This is a genomic window from Burkholderia sp. Ac-20353 (genome assembly GCF_017104785.1).
Taxonomy (GTDB): domain Bacteria; phylum Pseudomonadota; class Gammaproteobacteria; order Burkholderiales; family Burkholderiaceae; genus Burkholderia.
On the sequence record NZ_JAAGPL010000017.1, the window covers coordinates 1 to 15230 of the forward strand.

At 65.0% G+C, this 15230-nt stretch carries 16 protein-coding genes; 5 read left to right on the forward strand and 11 right to left on the reverse strand.

The annotated features are described in order from the left end of the window. A partial coding sequence (locus G3N94_RS08465) for an MFS transporter (protein WP_205791902.1) occupies positions 1–282 on the reverse strand: 282 nt, incomplete at its 3' end. Between the two features lie 214 nt (positions 283–496). On the opposite strand from G3N94_RS08465, the gene G3N94_RS08470 reads away from it, so the two are divergent. Continuing rightward, entirely contained in the window at positions 497–1411 is a 915-nt protein-coding gene (locus G3N94_RS08470; RefSeq protein WP_205791903.1) for a LysR family transcriptional regulator, read from the forward strand. 133 nt (positions 1412–1544) lie between these two features. Here the strand turns inward: G3N94_RS08470 and G3N94_RS08475 are convergent, their stop codons facing one another. The 3 genes from G3N94_RS08475 to G3N94_RS08485 all read right to left on the reverse strand — a co-directional run bounded on the left by G3N94_RS08475 (position 1545) and on the right by G3N94_RS08485 (position 4529). Further along, a complete protein-coding gene (locus G3N94_RS08475) occupies positions 1545–3077 on the reverse strand; it encodes an amino acid permease (protein ID WP_205791905.1) in 1533 nt (510 codons plus the stop codon). A 129-nt stretch (positions 3078–3206) separates the two neighbouring features. Then, complete coding sequence (locus tag G3N94_RS08480; protein WP_205791907.1) at positions 3207–3671, reverse strand: Lrp/AsnC family transcriptional regulator; 465 nt, start codon at positions 3669–3671, stop codon at positions 3207–3209. A 99-nt stretch (positions 3672–3770) separates the two neighbouring features. Further along, a complete protein-coding gene (locus tag G3N94_RS08485) occupies positions 3771–4529 on the reverse strand; it encodes an amidinotransferase (RefSeq protein ID WP_205791909.1) in 759 nt (252 codons plus the stop codon). A gap of 404 nt (positions 4530–4933) precedes the next feature. Between G3N94_RS08485 and trpS the strand changes: the two genes are divergently transcribed. After that, positions 4934–5950, forward strand: a complete 1017-nt coding sequence (gene trpS, locus G3N94_RS08490; protein ID WP_205791911.1) for a tryptophan--tRNA ligase — start codon at positions 4934–4936, stop codon at positions 5948–5950. A 121-nt stretch (positions 5951–6071) separates the two neighbouring features. Here the strand turns inward: trpS and gltA are convergent, their stop codons facing one another. From gltA to G3N94_RS08525, 7 genes are all read right to left on the reverse strand, one after another. Continuing rightward, a complete protein-coding gene (gene gltA, locus G3N94_RS08495) occupies positions 6072–7373 on the reverse strand; it encodes a citrate synthase (RefSeq protein ID WP_205791913.1) in 1302 nt (433 codons plus the stop codon). A gap of 53 nt (positions 7374–7426) precedes the next feature. Beyond that, positions 7427–7699, reverse strand: coding sequence for a succinate dehydrogenase assembly factor 2 (locus G3N94_RS08500; RefSeq protein WP_205791915.1), 273 nt, complete (start codon positions 7697–7699; stop codon positions 7427–7429). Position 7700: 1 nt separating this feature from the next. Then, positions 7701–8402, reverse strand: coding sequence for a succinate dehydrogenase iron-sulfur subunit (locus G3N94_RS08505; RefSeq protein WP_205791917.1), 702 nt, complete (start codon positions 8400–8402; stop codon positions 7701–7703). 21 nt (positions 8403–8423) lie between these two features. Next, entirely contained in the window at positions 8424–10199 is a 1776-nt protein-coding gene (gene sdhA, locus G3N94_RS08510) for a succinate dehydrogenase flavoprotein subunit (RefSeq protein WP_205791919.1), read from the reverse strand. Between the two features lie 3 nt (positions 10200–10202). Beyond that, complete coding sequence (gene sdhD, locus G3N94_RS08515) at positions 10203–10571, reverse strand: succinate dehydrogenase, hydrophobic membrane anchor protein (protein WP_065495327.1); 369 nt, start codon at positions 10569–10571, stop codon at positions 10203–10205. A 4-nt stretch (positions 10572–10575) separates the two neighbouring features. Further along, positions 10576–10992, reverse strand: a complete 417-nt coding sequence (sdhC, locus tag G3N94_RS08520; protein WP_205791921.1) for a succinate dehydrogenase, cytochrome b556 subunit — start codon at positions 10990–10992, stop codon at positions 10576–10578. 172 nt (positions 10993–11164) lie between these two features. Next, on the reverse strand, positions 11165–11983 hold the full coding sequence (locus G3N94_RS08525) for a GntR family transcriptional regulator (protein ID WP_205791923.1): 819 nt from the start codon (positions 11981–11983) through the stop codon (positions 11165–11167). 289 nt (positions 11984–12272) lie between these two features. On the opposite strand from G3N94_RS08525, the gene G3N94_RS08530 reads away from it, so the two are divergent. The 3 genes from G3N94_RS08530 to G3N94_RS08540 all read left to right on the forward strand — a co-directional run bounded on the left by G3N94_RS08530 (position 12273) and on the right by G3N94_RS08540 (position 15216). Next, complete coding sequence (locus tag G3N94_RS08530) at positions 12273–13256, forward strand: malate dehydrogenase (protein ID WP_124603282.1); 984 nt, start codon at positions 12273–12275, stop codon at positions 13254–13256. A gap of 209 nt (positions 13257–13465) precedes the next feature. Further along, on the forward strand, positions 13466–14473 hold the full coding sequence (locus tag G3N94_RS08535) for an aldolase/citrate lyase family protein (protein ID WP_205791925.1): 1008 nt from the start codon (positions 13466–13468) through the stop codon (positions 14471–14473). 236 nt (positions 14474–14709) lie between these two features. Next, on the forward strand, positions 14710–15216 hold the full coding sequence (locus G3N94_RS08540; RefSeq protein WP_205791927.1) for a hypothetical protein: 507 nt from the start codon (positions 14710–14712) through the stop codon (positions 15214–15216). Positions 15217–15230: the final 14 nt, after the last annotated feature.

Sequence of the window (15230 nt, forward strand, 5' to 3'; positions counted from 1 at the left end):
GATCGACCGCGACGCGCCGACGCCCGCGCTGCCGAGCGCGAACAGCAGCAGCGACGCCGCCAGCACGCGGCGCTCGCCGCACCGGCGTGCGAGCCAGGTGCCGAGCGGGATCACGACCGTCAGGCCGAGCACGTACGTGTTGCCGACCCATGCTAGCTGCGCGACCGATGCGTGCAGTTCGCGCTGCAGCGCCGGATACGCGGCATTGAGCATGAACATGTTCGCAAGATCGATCGCGAAGCCGAGCAGATAGACGGCGGCGATTCTGGAACGGTCGGACATGGCGGCGGCAATCGAACGAAACGTCGCAGTGTAAGGTTCGCCGCTCGCGCGGATAAGCCCGGCAACACGGATGGTCCGGTCGAAAAATTTTGACAATCCGGGCAGCGCGTATCGCGTATCGCGGATGCCGATCGCCGCAAACCCCACGCCCGCGCGCATTCCCGGTACGCTTCGTCCGGTATGCCGTTTTTTTTGAAGGATGATCGACACAATCATGGTGAGCCTCGATCGTTTCGCCGTATTCCGCGCCGTGGTCGAAGCGGGCTCGTTCACGGCCGCCGCGACCGCGCTGAACCAGGCGCGCGCGGCCGTCAGCTTCAACATCAAGCAGCTCGAAGCCGAGCTCGGCGTCACGTTGCTCACGCGGACGACGCGGCGCGTCGAGCTGACCGATGCGGGCGAGCGCTTCTACCAGCGCTGCCTGCGCGTGCTCGACGAAGCCGAAGGTGCGATCGACGAAGTGCGCGGCGAGCACGGCGGGATGCAAGGCGTGCTGCGCGTAACGTCGACGGTCGAATATGCGTCGCGGGTCGTCGCGCCCGCGCTGCACGCGTTCCTTGAACAGCACCCCGCGCTGCGGGTGCGGCTCGAAACGCATACGTCGGCGGCCGACCTCGTGCGCGACCGGTTCGACGTCGCGATCCGGCTCGGGCGCGACGAGCAGTTCGCGCACCTACCCTATCGCGGCGTGCGCCTCGGCACCTACGAGGTGCGCCCCGTGATGGCGCCGGATCTGCCCGCGCGCGCCCGCGTGCCACATCCGGCATCGCCCGACGCGCTCGCGCGCCTGCCGCAGCTCGGCCACAGCCGGCTCGAGCGGATCGCCGAATGGACGCTCGTCGACCGCGCCGGCGACACGCACGTGTTCCGCCCGGCCGCGAAACCGCGTGTTGTCGTCGACAACGCATCGGTGCTGCGCGAACTCGCGCGGCAAGGCAGTGGCGTCGCGCTGCTGCCCGAATGGCTCGTGTGCGACGACCTCGCGAGCGGCGTGCTCGTCGATGCGCTGCCCGGTTACCGGTTTCCGCGGCAGAACGTGTACGCGCTGTATGTGTCGACCTCGCACGTGCCGCAGAAAGTGCGCGCGTGGGTCGACTTCATGAAGGCGTATCTGAAGGAGCCGCGCTGACGACCGCGAGCTGAGCAGCCTGAGCCGCCTCCGGCGAAATCGGGCGACGCGGCGGTGACGATGCAGCATGCGAAGCGGCGCGCGCGCCGGCCGGCACTACCCGGCACCACCGCGCGCATCCGTGTCAGTCAGCTCAATGCGGCCGCCCGTGCGCACCCGTCACCGCATCGACCGCTTCGACGGACCTGTTCAGCCACGGACCGATATCCATCTCGTCGTAGCGCACGAGACGGCTCTTGCGGACATGCCGGTAGCCGAGCCAGATCGCGACGAACAGCGGAATCCACACGTAGATCGACAGCACCTCCATCCAGTCGATCTTCGTCGCGTAAAACGCCTGATAGTCCTGCCCGAGCGAGATCACCGCGCACATCGCGACCGCGAACAGCGGTCCGAACGGAAACCACTTCGCGCGATACGGCAGTTGCTCGAGCCGATAGCCCTGCTTCAGGAAGCCCTTGCGGAACCGGTAGTGGCTGACCGCGATGCCGAGCCACGCAATGAAACCCGTGATGCCGACCGTGTTCAACAGCCACAGATAGACTCCCTGGTTGTTGGTCAGCGACGTCAGGAAGCACAGCCCGCCGACCGCCATCGTCGCGTACAGCGCATTGCGCGGCACGCCTCCCGGCGACAGCGTCGCGAACATCGCCGGCGCCCGGCCTTCGTTCGCGAGGTTGTACAGCATCCGCGTCGCCGCATAGGTGCCGGAGTTGCCGGCGGACAGCACGGCGGTCAGGATCACGAGATTCATCGCGTCGGCGGCCAGCGGAAACCCCGCATGGCGGAATACGAGCGTGAACGGGCTCACGCCGATATCCGTCACGTCGCTCTTCAGCAGGTTCGGATCGGTGTACGGAATCAGCAGCCCGATCACGAAGATCGCGAGTACGTAAAACAGCAGGATCCGCCAGAAGATCTGCTTCACCGCGCGCGGGATCGTCGTGCGCGGGTTCTCCGATTCGCCGGCCGTGATCCCGACCAGCTCGGTGCCGAGGAACGAAAACCCGGCGATCAGCGCGACGCTCATCATCGCGTGCACGCCGCCGACGAACGGCGCGTCCCCGATCGTGAAATTGTGCCAGCCCGCTGCATGCCCGCTGCCGATCGCGCCAGTCGCGATCAGCAGCCCGGCGGCGATGAACGCGATCACCGTGACGACCTTGATCAGCGAGAACCAGTACTCGGATTCGCCGAAGCCGCGCACGGACAGCGTGTTCAGCAGGAAGATCAGCACCAGGAACGCGGCACCCCACCAGATGCCGGGCACGCCGGGAAACCAGTAACGCATCACGATCTGTCCGGCCACGAGCTCGATCGCGATCGTCACGGCCCAGCTGTACCAGTAGGTCCAGCCGAGCGCGACGCCGAAGCCTTCGTCGACGTACTTCTCGCCGTAGATCGCGAACGAGCCCGATACGGGCATCAGCGCGGCCATTTCGCCGAGCCCGGTCACGACGAAGTAGACCATCAGCCCGATCGCGATATACGCGGCAATCGCGCCGCCGGGCCCGGCCTGCGCGACCGACGCGCCGGACGCGACGAACAGCCCGGTGCCGATCGAGCCGCCGATCGCGATCATCGCGATATGACGGCCCTGCAGACGGCGCTTCAGCATCGTCGTCGACGCGGAAACCGACTGCTCTGTCGCTTGCAAAGTGTCCATAGAGTTCACCTTGGAAAATTCGAACAAATTCGTTTGATTCGGGATGCAAAGTAAATGGCACGGTTTTCCGCAGTGCTCGCACGCATGTTCAGGCGCGGGCCCGCGTAACGACCGACGCGCGTCCGCGCGTTACGCGACGCTGCGCTTGATCACCTGCAGCTCGGCCGTCGTCACGATCTTCTCGATCCGGTAGCGCGGGCTCTCGAGCCATACGTTCGCGATCCGCCGGTACTCGTCGAGGTCCTCGCACGCGAGCCGCACGAGGAAATCGAACGTGCCGCTCACCAGCCAGCAGTCGAGCACCGCCGGATTCGTGCGCATTTCCTCCTCGAACGGCACCTGCGAACGACCGTGATCGGCGAGCACAATCTGCGCGAGCACGACGATCGGCTTGGTCTCGCGCGGCGCGTTGATCACCGCGCGGTACCCTTCGATGATCCCGAGCGCTTCGAGCCGCTCGACGCGTGCCTGGCACGGCCGCGGCGTCAGGTTCACGAGCTCCGACAGCTTCCGGTACGAGATTCGCCCGTCGTTCTTCAGGATGTCGATGATCCGGAGATCGATCTTGTCGAGCTGCATCTTCTTGTCGGGCATCCGCGTTTGCTCCAGTCGGGTCGTAGGCCGCGCGCACAGCGCTTTCCGCTGTGCACGCGCGCCACATTATCCGACCGAACCGGACCCTGCGCCAATCGGCTAGAACCGCAGCGACAGGCAAGTCAGCCCGCCGTCCATCTTGCGGAACTCGCTCGTGTCGATCACGTAGAGCGGCAGGCCGAGCGGCTCGATGGCCGTGTGCACGCGCGGATAGCCGGCGGGCGTGATCAGCGCATCGTTCACGCGCAGCGTATTGCCCGCATATTCGTCGGCTGCCGCGACCTCGATCCGGCGGAACCCGGCGAACGCCGGATGGCCGGCCAGCGCTTCGTTCACAAGCAGCGTATCGTCGCCGACGTAGTTGACGACCGACTTCAGGTGCAGCCCCTCGCCCACCGGCACGGCGACGACCGAGTAACCGTACGGCGACACGAGCGATTCGAACGCCGCGATGCCGTCCGCGTCGGTGCGGCCGGTCAGGCCGATGTAGAAACGCTTGCCGACGAGCATCACGTCGCCGCCGTCGAGTCGTCCTGCGCGCATCGGCAGCAGTTCGCGATGCGCGGCGAGCGGCGTTTCAATATGCGCGATTTCACCGCGCCGCGCCGGCGCGCCGGGACGCGTGATCACCGCGAATTCACGCGTGACGACCGCGACGTCCTCGACGAAGTGCGAATCGGGAAACGCGTCGAGCGGCGGCAGCTCGGTGAGCGAGACGCCGAGCTTGCGCAGCGTTTCGCAGTAGCCGTGGAACTGCGTCAGCGTGGTGTCGTAATCGGGTGCGCCGAGTTGCGCGGTGGTCAGGCCGGCGCCGCACGACAGCGCGGGACGGCGAACGATCGCTTGCGTGAAATTCATCGACTTCTCCTTGGTCATCGGGGCGGCTTGCACGCAGTGCCATAATGCCGCCCCGGGGTTCCAGACCATTATCGGAAGTCAAAATAGGCCAACTGCGTCGAAATCGGCTGCGCTCACAGCCGATTGCGTCGAATTGCGCGCCGCTAACAGCCGATTCGGCAGACGCTCGCGCGACGTCGCTCCGGACGGCCGCCGGCGGAGCGATCCGCGATTGCGCTATACTGGCCCGATGGATACGAAACGGATTTCGCTGAACCTGCATCGTTGGTGGCGCGCCTGACCCAGGCGGCCCGTTTCTCCATGCACATCGAAAACGCGATGCCGCCAGTCAAGGCGGCATTGTCGTTTCTACGCGCTCATGGCTGGTGGTGTCTCGAACTGTCGACATTACAGGACTCCAGACCATGACTCACACGAATCGCCCCACCATTCTGACCGGCGACCGGACGACCGGGCCGCTGCACCTCGGCCACTACATCGGCTCGTTGCGCGCGCGGGTGCGGATGCAGCACGAAGCGCAGCAGTTCCTGCTGCTCGCGGACACGCAGGCCCTGACCGACAACATGGGCCGCCGCCAGAAAGTCACCGAAAACGTGATCGAAGTTGCGCTCGACTATCTCGCGGTCGGGATCGATCCGGCGAAGTCGACGATCGTCATCCAGTCGCAGGTGCCCGAACTCGCGGAGCTGTCGCAGTACCTGCTCAATCTCGTGACGGTCGCGCGCCTCGAGCGCAATCCGACCATCAAGGAAGAAATCCGCCTGCGCGGGTTCGAACGCGACATCCCCGCCGGCTTCCTAACCTACCCGGTCAGCCAGGCAGCCGACATCACCGCGTTCAACGCGACGCACGTGCCGGTCGGCGACGATCAGCTGCCGATGATCGAGCAGACCAATGAACTGGTGCGCCGCTTCAACAACACGGTCGACCGGCAGGTGCTGGTCGAATGCGAAGCCGTGCTGTCGTCGGTGACGCGGCTGCCCGGCATCGACGGCAAGGCCAAGATGAGCAAATCGCTGGGGAACGCGATCACGCTCGGCGCGACCCCGGACGAGATCACGAAGGCGGTCAACGACATGTACACCGATCCCAACCACCTGCGGGTGAGCGACCCCGGTCAGGTCGAGGGCAATGTCGTGTTCACGTTCCTGGACGCGTTCGAGCCCGACGTGCAGAAAGTGGCCGAGCTCAAGGCGCACTATCGTCGCGGCGGGTTGGGCGACAGCGTGGTCAAGCGCGTGCTGAACGAGCGGCTGCAGGCGCTGATCGAGCCGATTCGCGCGCGCCGTCGCGAGTTCGATGCGGACCGGGCCGAGGTGATGGCCATCCTGCGCCGCGGCACGATGCGCGCGCGGGAAGTGGCCGGAGCAACCCTATCCGACGTGAAAAGCGCGCTGGGCCTGACCTATTTCGAAGGGTGAAAGCGGCTGCAGAGGCGGATGCGCAAAAAAACACCCCGGCGGGAAAACCCGGCCGGGGTGTCTTGGCGTTGCGCGATCGCCTGACGCGAACGACCTGCCGGCCATTCGCGCCGCACACGGCTTAGCGTGCGTTGAGCGGCTTCGCTTCGCGCGGCGTGTCGCCGATGAAGAGCTGACGCGGACGGCCGATCTTCTGTTCCGGATCCGCAATCATTTCGTTCCACTGCGCGATCCAGCCGATCGTGCGTGCCATCGCGAAGATGCAGGTGAACATCGACGTCGGAATGCCCAGCGCGCGCTGGACGATGCCCGAGTAGAAGTCGACGTTCGGGTACAGCTTGCGCGACACGAAGTACTCGTCTTCCAGCGCGATCTTCTCGAGCTGCATCGCGAGCTTGAACAGCGGGTCGTCGTGCAGGCCCAGTTCGTTCAGCACTTCGTAGCACGTTTCGCGCATCAGCTTCGCACGCGGATCGTAGTTCTTGTACACGCGGTGACCGAAGCCCATCAGCTTCACGCCCGAATTCTTGTCCTTCACCTGCTTGATGAATTCGGGGATGTTGTCCGGCGAACCGATCTGCTCGAGCATGTTCAGCGCGGCTTCGTTCGCACCACCGTGCGCCGGGCCCCACAGACATGCGATACCGGCCGCGATACACGCGAACGGGTTCGCGCCCGACGAGCCGGCCAGACGGACCGTCGACGTCGATGCGTTCTGCTCGTGGTCGGCGTGCAGGATCAGGATGCGGTCGAGCGCGCGGACGAGCACGTCGTTGACCTTGTATTCCTCGCACGGGTTCGCGAACATCATGCGCATGAAGTTCGCGCTGTACGACAGATCGTTCTGCGGGTACACGAACGGCTGGCCGATGCTGTACTTGTACGCCATCGCGACGAGCGTCGGCAGCTTCGCGACCATGCGGATCGCCGACACTTCACGGTGACGCGCGTCGTTGATGTCGAGCGAGTCGTGGTAGAACGCCGACAGCGCGCCGACTGCGGCGACCAGGATCGCCATCGGGTGCGCGTCGCGGCGGAACCCGCGGAAGAAGAACTGCATCTGCTCGTGCACCATCGTGTGCTTCGTGACGGTCGCGACGAATTCCTTCTTCTGCGCTTCGTTCGGCAGCTCGCCCTTGAACAGCAGGTAGCAGGTCTCGAGGAAGTCGGCGTTTTGCGCGAGGTTGTCGATCGGGTAACCGCGATACAGCAGCTCGCCCTTGTCGCCGTCGATGTACGTGATCGCCGAGTTGCAGGATGCCGTCGACATGAAGCCCGGGTCATACGTGAACTTGCCGGTCTGGCCGTACAGCTTGCGGATGTCGATCACGTCCGGGCCCATCGTGCCCTTGTAGATCGGCAGTTCGACGCTCGGCGAATTGTCGCTGAACGATAGCGTGGCTTTTACATCAGACGGAGTCATGGCACATCCTCAATCGAAATTGGAAACGGGATTCGATAACGGGCGAAACGTGGTTACACGTTGCGCAGCATCTCCAACAGCCGGCGGATATCCGGGCTGTCAAGGTCGCCTTCTGGTTCCTTGCGCGCGAGGAGCAAGTCCATCAGGTCGTTGTCGCTCAGATCGAGCAGGCGCGTCAGTGCGCCTACGTCTGCATCGGTGAGGTCATGCTCGTGTCGGCTGAAGAAACGCTCGAAAACGAGATCGTTCTCCAGCAGACCCCGCCGCGCGCGCCAGCGGAGGCGCGCGCGGCGGTGCGGGTCGGATTGATGAGGATCGTCGCTCATCTCAAACCGCACGGCGGACCATCAGTTCCTTGATCTTGCCGATCGCCTTCGTCGGGTTCAGGCCCTTCGGGCACACGTCGACGCAGTTCATGATCGTATGGCAACGGAACAGACGGTACGGGTCTTCCAGGTTGTCGAGGCGCTCGCCGGTCGCCGTGTCGCGGCTGTCCGCGATGAAGCGGTAAGCCTGCAGCAGGCCGGCCGGGCCGACGAACTTGTCCGGGTTCCACCAGAAGCTCGGGCACGACGTCGAGCAGCTTGCGCACAGAATGCACTCGTACACGCCGTCCAGCTCGTCACGTTCCTGCGGCGACTGCAGACGCTCCTTCTCGGGCGGCGGCGCGTCGTTGATCAGGTACGGCTTGATCGAGTGGTACTGGTTGAAGAAGTGCGTCATGTCGACGATCAGGTCGCGCACGACGGGCAGGCCCGGCAGCGGGCGCAGCACGATCTTCTGCGGCAGGTCGTTCAGGTTCGTCAGGCACGCGAGACCGTTCTTGCCGTTGATGTTCATCGCGTCCGAACCGCACACGCCTTCACGGCACGAGCGACGGAACGACAGCGTCTCGTCCAGCGCCTTCAGCTTGACCAGCGCGTCGAGCAGCATGCGCTCGTGCTGAAGGTCCAGCTCATACGTCTGCATGCGCGGCGCTGCGTCCTTGTCCGGATCGTAGCGGTAGATTTCAAAAATGCGTTTTGCCATTTCGGATTCCTTTGACTCGGCTTAGAACGTGCGCGGCTTCGGCGGCACGGAGTCGACCGTCAGCGGCTTCATTTGAACCGGCTTGTAGTCGAGGCGATCGCCTTCGCTGTACCACAGCGTGTGGCGCAGCCAGTTGTCGTCGTCGCGGTGTTCGTAGTCGCTGTGCGCGTGTGCGCCGCGGCTTTCCTTGCGGGCTTCCGCCGACACCATCGTCGCGCGAGCGACTTCGATCAGGTTCTCCAGCTCGAGCGCTTCGACGCGCGCGGTGTTGAACACCTTCGACTTGTCCTTCAGGTGGATGTTGGCCGCACGCTCCTTCAGGCCGGCCATCTCTTCAACGCCTTCCTTCAGCAGCGCCGACGTGCGGAACACGCCTGCGTGCTTCTGCATCGTCGCGCGGATGTCGTTCGCGACATCCTGCGTGTACTCGCCCGACGACGACTTCTCGAGCTTGGCCAGGCGCGCGAGCGAGAACTCGCCGGCGTCTGCCGGCAGCGGCTTGTGATCGCGCTGGTTCTTCACGTGCTCGACGATGTGGTTGCCGGCCGCGCGGCCGAACACCACGAGGTCGAGCAGCGAGTTCGTGCCGAGGCGGTTCGCGCCGTGGACCGACACGCACGAGCATTCGCCCACTGCGTAGAAGCCGTTGATCGGCTCCTTGTGATCGCGCGACGTGCCGACGACCTGACCGTGGATGTTAGTCGGGATGCCGCCCATCTGGTAGTGGATCGTCGGGACGACCGGAATCGGTTCCTTGATGCAGTCGACGTTCGCGAACTTCAGCGCGATTTCGCGGATCGACGGCAGACGCTTCATGATCGTCTCGGCGCCGATGTGCGACAGGTCGAGCAGCACGTGGTCCTTGTTCGGACCGACGCCGCGACCTTCCTTGATTTCCTGGTCCATCGAGCGCGACACGAAGTCACGCGGCGCGAGGTCCTTCAGCGTCGGCGCATAGCGCTCCATGAAGCGCTCGCCGTTCGCATTACGCAGGATACCGCCTTCGCCACGCACGCCTTCGGTGATCAGCACGCCCGCGCCGGCCACGCCGGTCGGGTGGAACTGCCAGAACTCCATGTCCTGCAGCGCGATGCCCGAGCGGGCCGCCATGCCGAGGCCGTCGCCGGTGTTGATGAACGCGTTGGTCGATGCCGCGAAGATCCGGCCTGCGCCGCCCGTCGCGAACAGCGTGGTCTTGCCTTCGATGATGTAGACGTCGCCCGTTTCCATTTCGAGGGCCGTCACGCCGAGCACGTCGCCGTCCGCGTCGCGGATCAGGTCGAGCGCCATCCATTCGACGAAGAACTGCGTCTTCGCCGCGACGTTCTGCTGGTACAGCGTGTGCAGCAGCGCGTGACCGGTACGGTCGGCGGCCGCGCAAGCGCGCTGGACCGGCTTCTCGCCGTAGTTCGCGGTGTGGCCGCCGAACGGGCGCTGGTAGATCGTGCCGTCCGCGTTGCGGTCGAACGGCATGCCGAAGTGCTCGAGCTCGTACACGACGTTCGGCGCTTCACGGCACATGAACTCGATCGCGTCCTGGTCGCCGAGCCAGTCGGAACCCTTGATCGTGTCGTAGAAGTGGAAGTGCCAGTTGTCTTCGCTCATGTTGCCGAGCGATGCGCCGATCCCGCCCTGCGCGGCGACCGTGTGCGAACGCGTCGGGAACACCTTCGACAGCACGCAGACCGACAGGCCCGCACGCGACAGTTGCAGTGCCGCACGCAAGCCGGAGCCGCCCGCGCCGACGATCACCACGTCGAACTTGCGACGCGGGAGGGAAGTTTTGATTGCAGCCATTCTTTACACTCTCCAGAGAATCTGCGCGGCGTAGCCCGCACATGCGAGCAGCCAGACGATGGTCAGCGATTGCAGCAGCAGGCGCACACCGACGGGCTTCACGTAGTCCATCCAGATGTCGCGCACGCCGACCCATGCGTGGTAGAAGAGGGAGAGCAGCGTCACGAAGGTGGCGAGCTTCATCCATTGCGCGGAGAAGATCGACGCCCAGCCGTCGTACGAGAAATCGTGCGCGCCGAAGAACAGCACGAGCAGGATGACCGTGTAGACGGCCATGATCGTGGCCGTGACGCGTTGCGCGAGCCAGTCGCGCAGGCCGTAGTGCGCGCCGACGACGAGGCGCTTCGAGCCGATTCGGTTGTTGGCTGCCATTTTCTTAGAATGCTCCGAACAGTTTGAGGGCCATCGCGATCGTGAGGGCGATCGAGATGACGAACACGACAGCCGCCGTCTTCTTGCCGCTTTCCTTCGTGACCGCGTCATGGTTGACGTCCATCAGCAGGTGACGGATGCCGGCGCAGAAGTGGTGGAAGAACGCCCAGGACAGCGCGAGGACGATCAGCTTGACGATGATGTTGGAGAGGAATTGCTTGAAGCCTTCGAAGCTGAGTTCGGAGGTGAGACTCTGGTCGAAGAGGTAAAGCAGGAACGGGAGGAACAGGAACAGCAGCGCACCGCTGACTCGATGGAGAATCGACAAGATCGCCGCCAGCGGCATGCGATATTTCATCGTGATATCGCCGAATCCGATGTTCCGGTATTCCGGCCTCGGCTTTCTTACTGCATCAGTCATGCTAGACCCCTACTTATGTTGTCACACTAATCCGCGATTTTAGCGCCTTTTTATATCGCGCTGCAGCGAAAACCTGCTCTGGATCGTTGCGCGACATGGAACAAAGGCGGCCCGAAACATGCTTCGCTCTACGTTGGGACGGCGAATGCACACAGCACGAGCAACTTCATCTTCAGCTCAAGTCGTTCTGATAGTAATACCCGGTTGTGACATACCAGCCGCGCCGCACTTCCACCGGCCGGTCACCATATGTATAGGACACGCGCTCGACAGACAGCAACGGAAAACCGGGCGGCACGTGCAGCAGGTCGGCCACCGCCGGCTCCGCCGCCACCGCGCGAATCTTCTCGGAGGCCCGGATCATGCGCGTGCCGAATTCCGTTTCGAACATCGCGTAGAGCGGCCCCTTGTACTCGCTGAGCCGCTCGAACGTCAGCCCGCGGAACATCGTGCCCGGCAGCCAGATCTCGTCCAGCACCGTCGCCACGCGCTCGAACTCGAGCAGCCGGCGCACCTGCACGACCGGGTCGGCCGGCTTCAGGTCGAGCTGGCGGGCGATCTCGGCCGGCGCGCGCAGCCGCCGGCACTCGAGCAGGCGGCTGACGTGCGGATGTTCGGCGCCATCGTCGGCGAGCAGGCGCAGGAAGCGGAATTGCGCGCGATCTTCATTGTGCGTCGCAACAAAAGTCCCCTTGCCCTGCCGGCGCACCACGAGGTTCTCTGCGGCCAGTTCATCGATCGCCTTGCGCACGGTGCCCTGGCTGACCTTGAAGCGGGCCGCGAGCTCGACCTCGCTCGGGATGATCTCGCCCGGCTTCCATTCACCCGATTCGAGACTCTGCGTGATCAATGCCTTGATCTGCTGGTATAAAGGACTGAACGTCGGCGACGGCGATGGCGTCGACGCGGGTTCGCCGACAGCCGGCTGCCCTGGGCCGCCTGCGCCGGTCGGATTCGCGTTGTTCGCCTGGTTCGATGTCATGGCGCGCATTTCATCACAAACCCATGTTTTCCGTCCACACAAATTCAGCAAAACATCTGTCTTATATAAGACATATGATACCGTTTGACTTTGCGCCTTTCGACTCCTAAACTCCGGGTCGAGCAAGGGTTCGCGGGTGTCAAGGCGCGTCCCCGGCCACGTGCCTCGGCCCGTCTCCAGGTTCACCGCACATGCAACCGCGAGTCCTCCGCCCTGCTTCAATGCAACGCTTCGCGTAACGCGCATAGAATGGCGTTTTCCCGAGCGTCCCACGCTTCACCCGTCCTGGAGAATTTCAATGGCTAAGCCCGCAAAGCGCGTTGCCGTCACCGGCGCCGCAGGTCAAATCGCTTACTCGCTGCTGTTCCGTATCGCGAACGGCGACCTGCTCGGCAAGGACCAGCCGGTCATCCTGCAACTGCTCGACCTCCCGCAAGCCCAAGCCGCCGTCAAAGGCGTCGTGATGGAACTGGATGACTGCGCGTTCCCGCTGCTGGAAAGCGTCGTGATCACCGACGACCCGAAGGTCGCATTCAAGGATGCAGACGTCGCACTGCTGGTCGGCGCCCGTCCGCGCTCGAAGGGCATGGAGCGCAAGGACCTGCTGTCGGCGAACGCCGAGATCTTCACGGTTCAGGGCGCGGCCCTGAACGAAGTCGCAAGCCGCGACGTGAAGGTGCTGGTGGTCGGCAACCCGGCCAACACGAACGCATACATCGCGATGAAGTCGGCGCCGGACCTGCCGAAGAAGAACTTCACGGCGATGCTGCGCCTCGACCACAACCGCGCGCTGTCGCAGCTCGCGGCCAAGTCGGGCAAGCCGGTCGCGTCGATCGAGAAGCTCGCGGTGTGGGGCAACCACTCGCCGACGATGTACCCGGACTTCCGCTTCGCGACCGTCGAAGGCGAATCGCTGCTGAACCTGATCAACGACGACGAATGGAACCGCAACACATTCATCCCGACCGTCGGCAAGCGCGGTGCGGCGATCATCGAAGCGCGCGGCCTGTCGTCGGCAGCGTCGGCAGCGAACGCGGCGATCGACCACGTGCGTGACTGGGTGCTCGGCACGAACGGCAAGTGGGTCACGATGGGCATTCCGTCGGACGGTTCGTACGGCATCCCCGAAGACATCATCTACGGCGTGCCGGTCGTTTGCGAAAACGGCGAATACAAGCGCATCGAAGGCCTCGAGATCGACGCGTTCTCGCGCGAAAAGATGGACGGCACGCTGGCCGAGCTGCTCGAAGAGCGCGACGGCGTTGCTCACCTGCTGAAGTAACGCACTGACCGGGCCGCTTTCGGGCAGCCCGGTTGCAGTACGGGCCTGCAGGCCCGGCGGCCACCCGCCGCCGGCCCCTGGCCCGTATTGCCCCGATCCGATCCGGACGCGTTTTGCCGCCCGCACGCACGATTCATGTGCGGCGCAGGCCCAGAACGTGCCCGAATCCGATTTTTCCACGTTGGCCCGCTTCCTGGACGCAGAAGAAGATGTCCGCGCTCTCCCCTGCAGAAGTGTTGTACGACGGTGCGGTTCCGCCCGCGATCCTGCCATGCTGCGACCACTACGCAGGCAGCGAAAAGCTGATGCGCAAGTCGCTCGCGCTGCAGGCCGAGCTGGGCCCCGTGTTCGATATCACGCTCGATTGCGAGGACGGCGCCGCCGTCGGCCAGGAAGCCGCGCACGCGGAACTGGTCGCCGCGATGCTCGGCGACGCCGAGAACCGCTACGGGCGCGTCGGCGCACGGGTCCACGACTTTTCCCACCCGCACTGGCGCGACGACGTGCGCATCATCCTGCGCGCGGCGCGCCCGCCCGCCTACCTGACGCTGCCGAAGATCGCGAATGCGGCCGACGCGGCCGAGATGTGCGCGTTCATCGAAGGCACCCGCCGCGAACTGGGCATCGCCCGGCCGATTCCGGTCGACGTGCTGGTCGAGACGCATGGCGCGCTCGCGCAGGCGGCCGCCCTCGCCGCGCTGCCGCTCGTCGGCACGCTGAGCTTCGGCCTGATGGATTTCGTGTCGGCGCACCACGGCGCGATCCCCGATTCGGCGATGCGCTCGCCCGGCCAGTTCGAGCACCCGCTCGTGCGGCGCGCGAAGCTCGAGATCGCCGCGGCCTGCCACGCGCACGGCAAGACGCCGTCGCACAACGTGACGACGGAAGTGCGCGACATGAGCGTCGTCGCGAACGACGCGCGCCGCGCGCGCGACGAGTTCGCGTTCACGCGGATGTGGAGCATCCATCCGGCGCAGGTCCGGCCGATCGTCGACGCGTTCGCACCGCGCACCGACGAGGTCGCGCTTGCGGCCGAGATCCTGCTGGCCGCGCAGGCTGCCGACTGGGGTCCGACGCGCCACGGCGACACGCTGCACGACCGCGCGAGCTACCGCTATTACTGGTCGGTGCTGCGCCGCGCGCGGGCGACCGGCCAGCCGGTGCCCGCCGAAGCGGAGCCGCTGTTCGGCCCGGCCGCTGCGGGAGACACGCGGTGAGCGCGCGCCGCCAGCGTGGCCGAAACAGTCTTTCACACCTCGACCGGCGCGCGGAGCGTGCAGCCGGCCGTGAGAATCGACAAAAAACGTAACGGAGCCTGAAAACCTGAAATATGCGCGGCCAAATAGGCGAAAATAGCGGCCGCTGCGCGCTTCCGGGGCGCGTGCAGTTTCAACCCGGCCGGTGGCCCAGGCCGCCGGCCTTTGCTAACTGATTTTCGAAAGGTTCTGACTCCATGAAGAAACTCCTGATCGCTACCGCCATCGGCGCCTTGTCCGCCACGATGCTGCTGTCGGCTCCGAGCGCGTTCGCCCAGGAAGCGGGCACGACCGCGAAGAAGGCAGCGGCGAAGCGCCCGGCGCCGGCCAAGCGCATCATCCCGCGCAGCAAGAAGGCGCAGGCACGCGCCGCAGCCAAGGTTGATCCGGTGCCGGACGGCGCCGTCAAGTGGGCGTGCAAGGACGGCCTGTCGTTCGACCTCGCCGGTGACATGAAGCGCGACCAGGTCGTCACGGTTCACTGGGCGAAGAAGAACTACAAGCTGCCGCGCCAGGCAACGACGACGGGCGCCGACACGTTCTACGATCCGGCAGCCGGCTTCAAGCTGATCGTGATCCCGAGCAAGGCGATGCTGTTCAGCGACGCGAACGGCGGCGAGCGCCTCGCGGACGAGTGCGTGACGCCGGAAATGGCGCAAGGCACGCCGGCGCCGACGCAGTCGAACGAGCTGAAGAACAACTAAGCCCGCTCACGCAG

Bases quoted from the DNA above. Each gene is read 5' to 3' on its own strand.
- G3N94_RS08470 (WP_205791903.1), top strand. From the start codon at position 497: ATGGTGAGCCTCGATCGTTTCGCCGTATTCCGCGCCGTGGTCGAAGCG.
- G3N94_RS08475 (WP_205791905.1), bottom strand. From the start codon at position 3,077: ATGGACACTTTGCAAGCGACAGAGCAGTCGGTTTCCGCGTCGACGACG.
- G3N94_RS08480 (WP_205791907.1), bottom strand. From the start codon at position 3,671: ATGCCCGACAAGAAGATGCAGCTCGACAAGATCGATCTCCGGATCATC.
- G3N94_RS08485 (WP_205791909.1), bottom strand. From the start codon at position 4,529: ATGAATTTCACGCAAGCGATCGTTCGCCGTCCCGCGCTGTCGTGCGGC.
- trpS (WP_205791911.1), top strand. From the start codon at position 4,934: ATGACTCACACGAATCGCCCCACCATTCTGACCGGCGACCGGACGACC.
- gltA (WP_205791913.1), bottom strand. From the start codon at position 7,373: ATGACTCCGTCTGATGTAAAAGCCACGCTATCGTTCAGCGACAATTCG.
- G3N94_RS08500 (WP_205791915.1), bottom strand. From the start codon at position 7,699: ATGAGCGACGATCCTCATCAATCCGACCCGCACCGCCGCGCGCGCCTC.
- G3N94_RS08505 (WP_205791917.1), bottom strand. From the start codon at position 8,402: ATGGCAAAACGCATTTTTGAAATCTACCGCTACGATCCGGACAAGGAC.
- sdhA (WP_205791919.1), bottom strand. From the start codon at position 10,199: ATGGCTGCAATCAAAACTTCCCTCCCGCGTCGCAAGTTCGACGTGGTG.
- sdhD (WP_065495327.1), bottom strand. From the start codon at position 10,571: ATGGCAGCCAACAACCGAATCGGCTCGAAGCGCCTCGTCGTCGGCGCG.
- sdhC (WP_205791921.1), bottom strand. From the start codon at position 10,992: ATGACTGATGCAGTAAGAAAGCCGAGGCCGGAATACCGGAACATCGGA.
- G3N94_RS08525 (WP_205791923.1), bottom strand. From the start codon at position 11,983: ATGCGCGCCATGACATCGAACCAGGCGAACAACGCGAATCCGACCGGC.
- G3N94_RS08530 (WP_124603282.1), top strand. From the start codon at position 12,273: ATGGCTAAGCCCGCAAAGCGCGTTGCCGTCACCGGCGCCGCAGGTCAA.
- G3N94_RS08535 (WP_205791925.1), top strand. From the start codon at position 13,466: ATGTCCGCGCTCTCCCCTGCAGAAGTGTTGTACGACGGTGCGGTTCCG.
- G3N94_RS08540 (WP_205791927.1), top strand. From the start codon at position 14,710: ATGAAGAAACTCCTGATCGCTACCGCCATCGGCGCCTTGTCCGCCACG.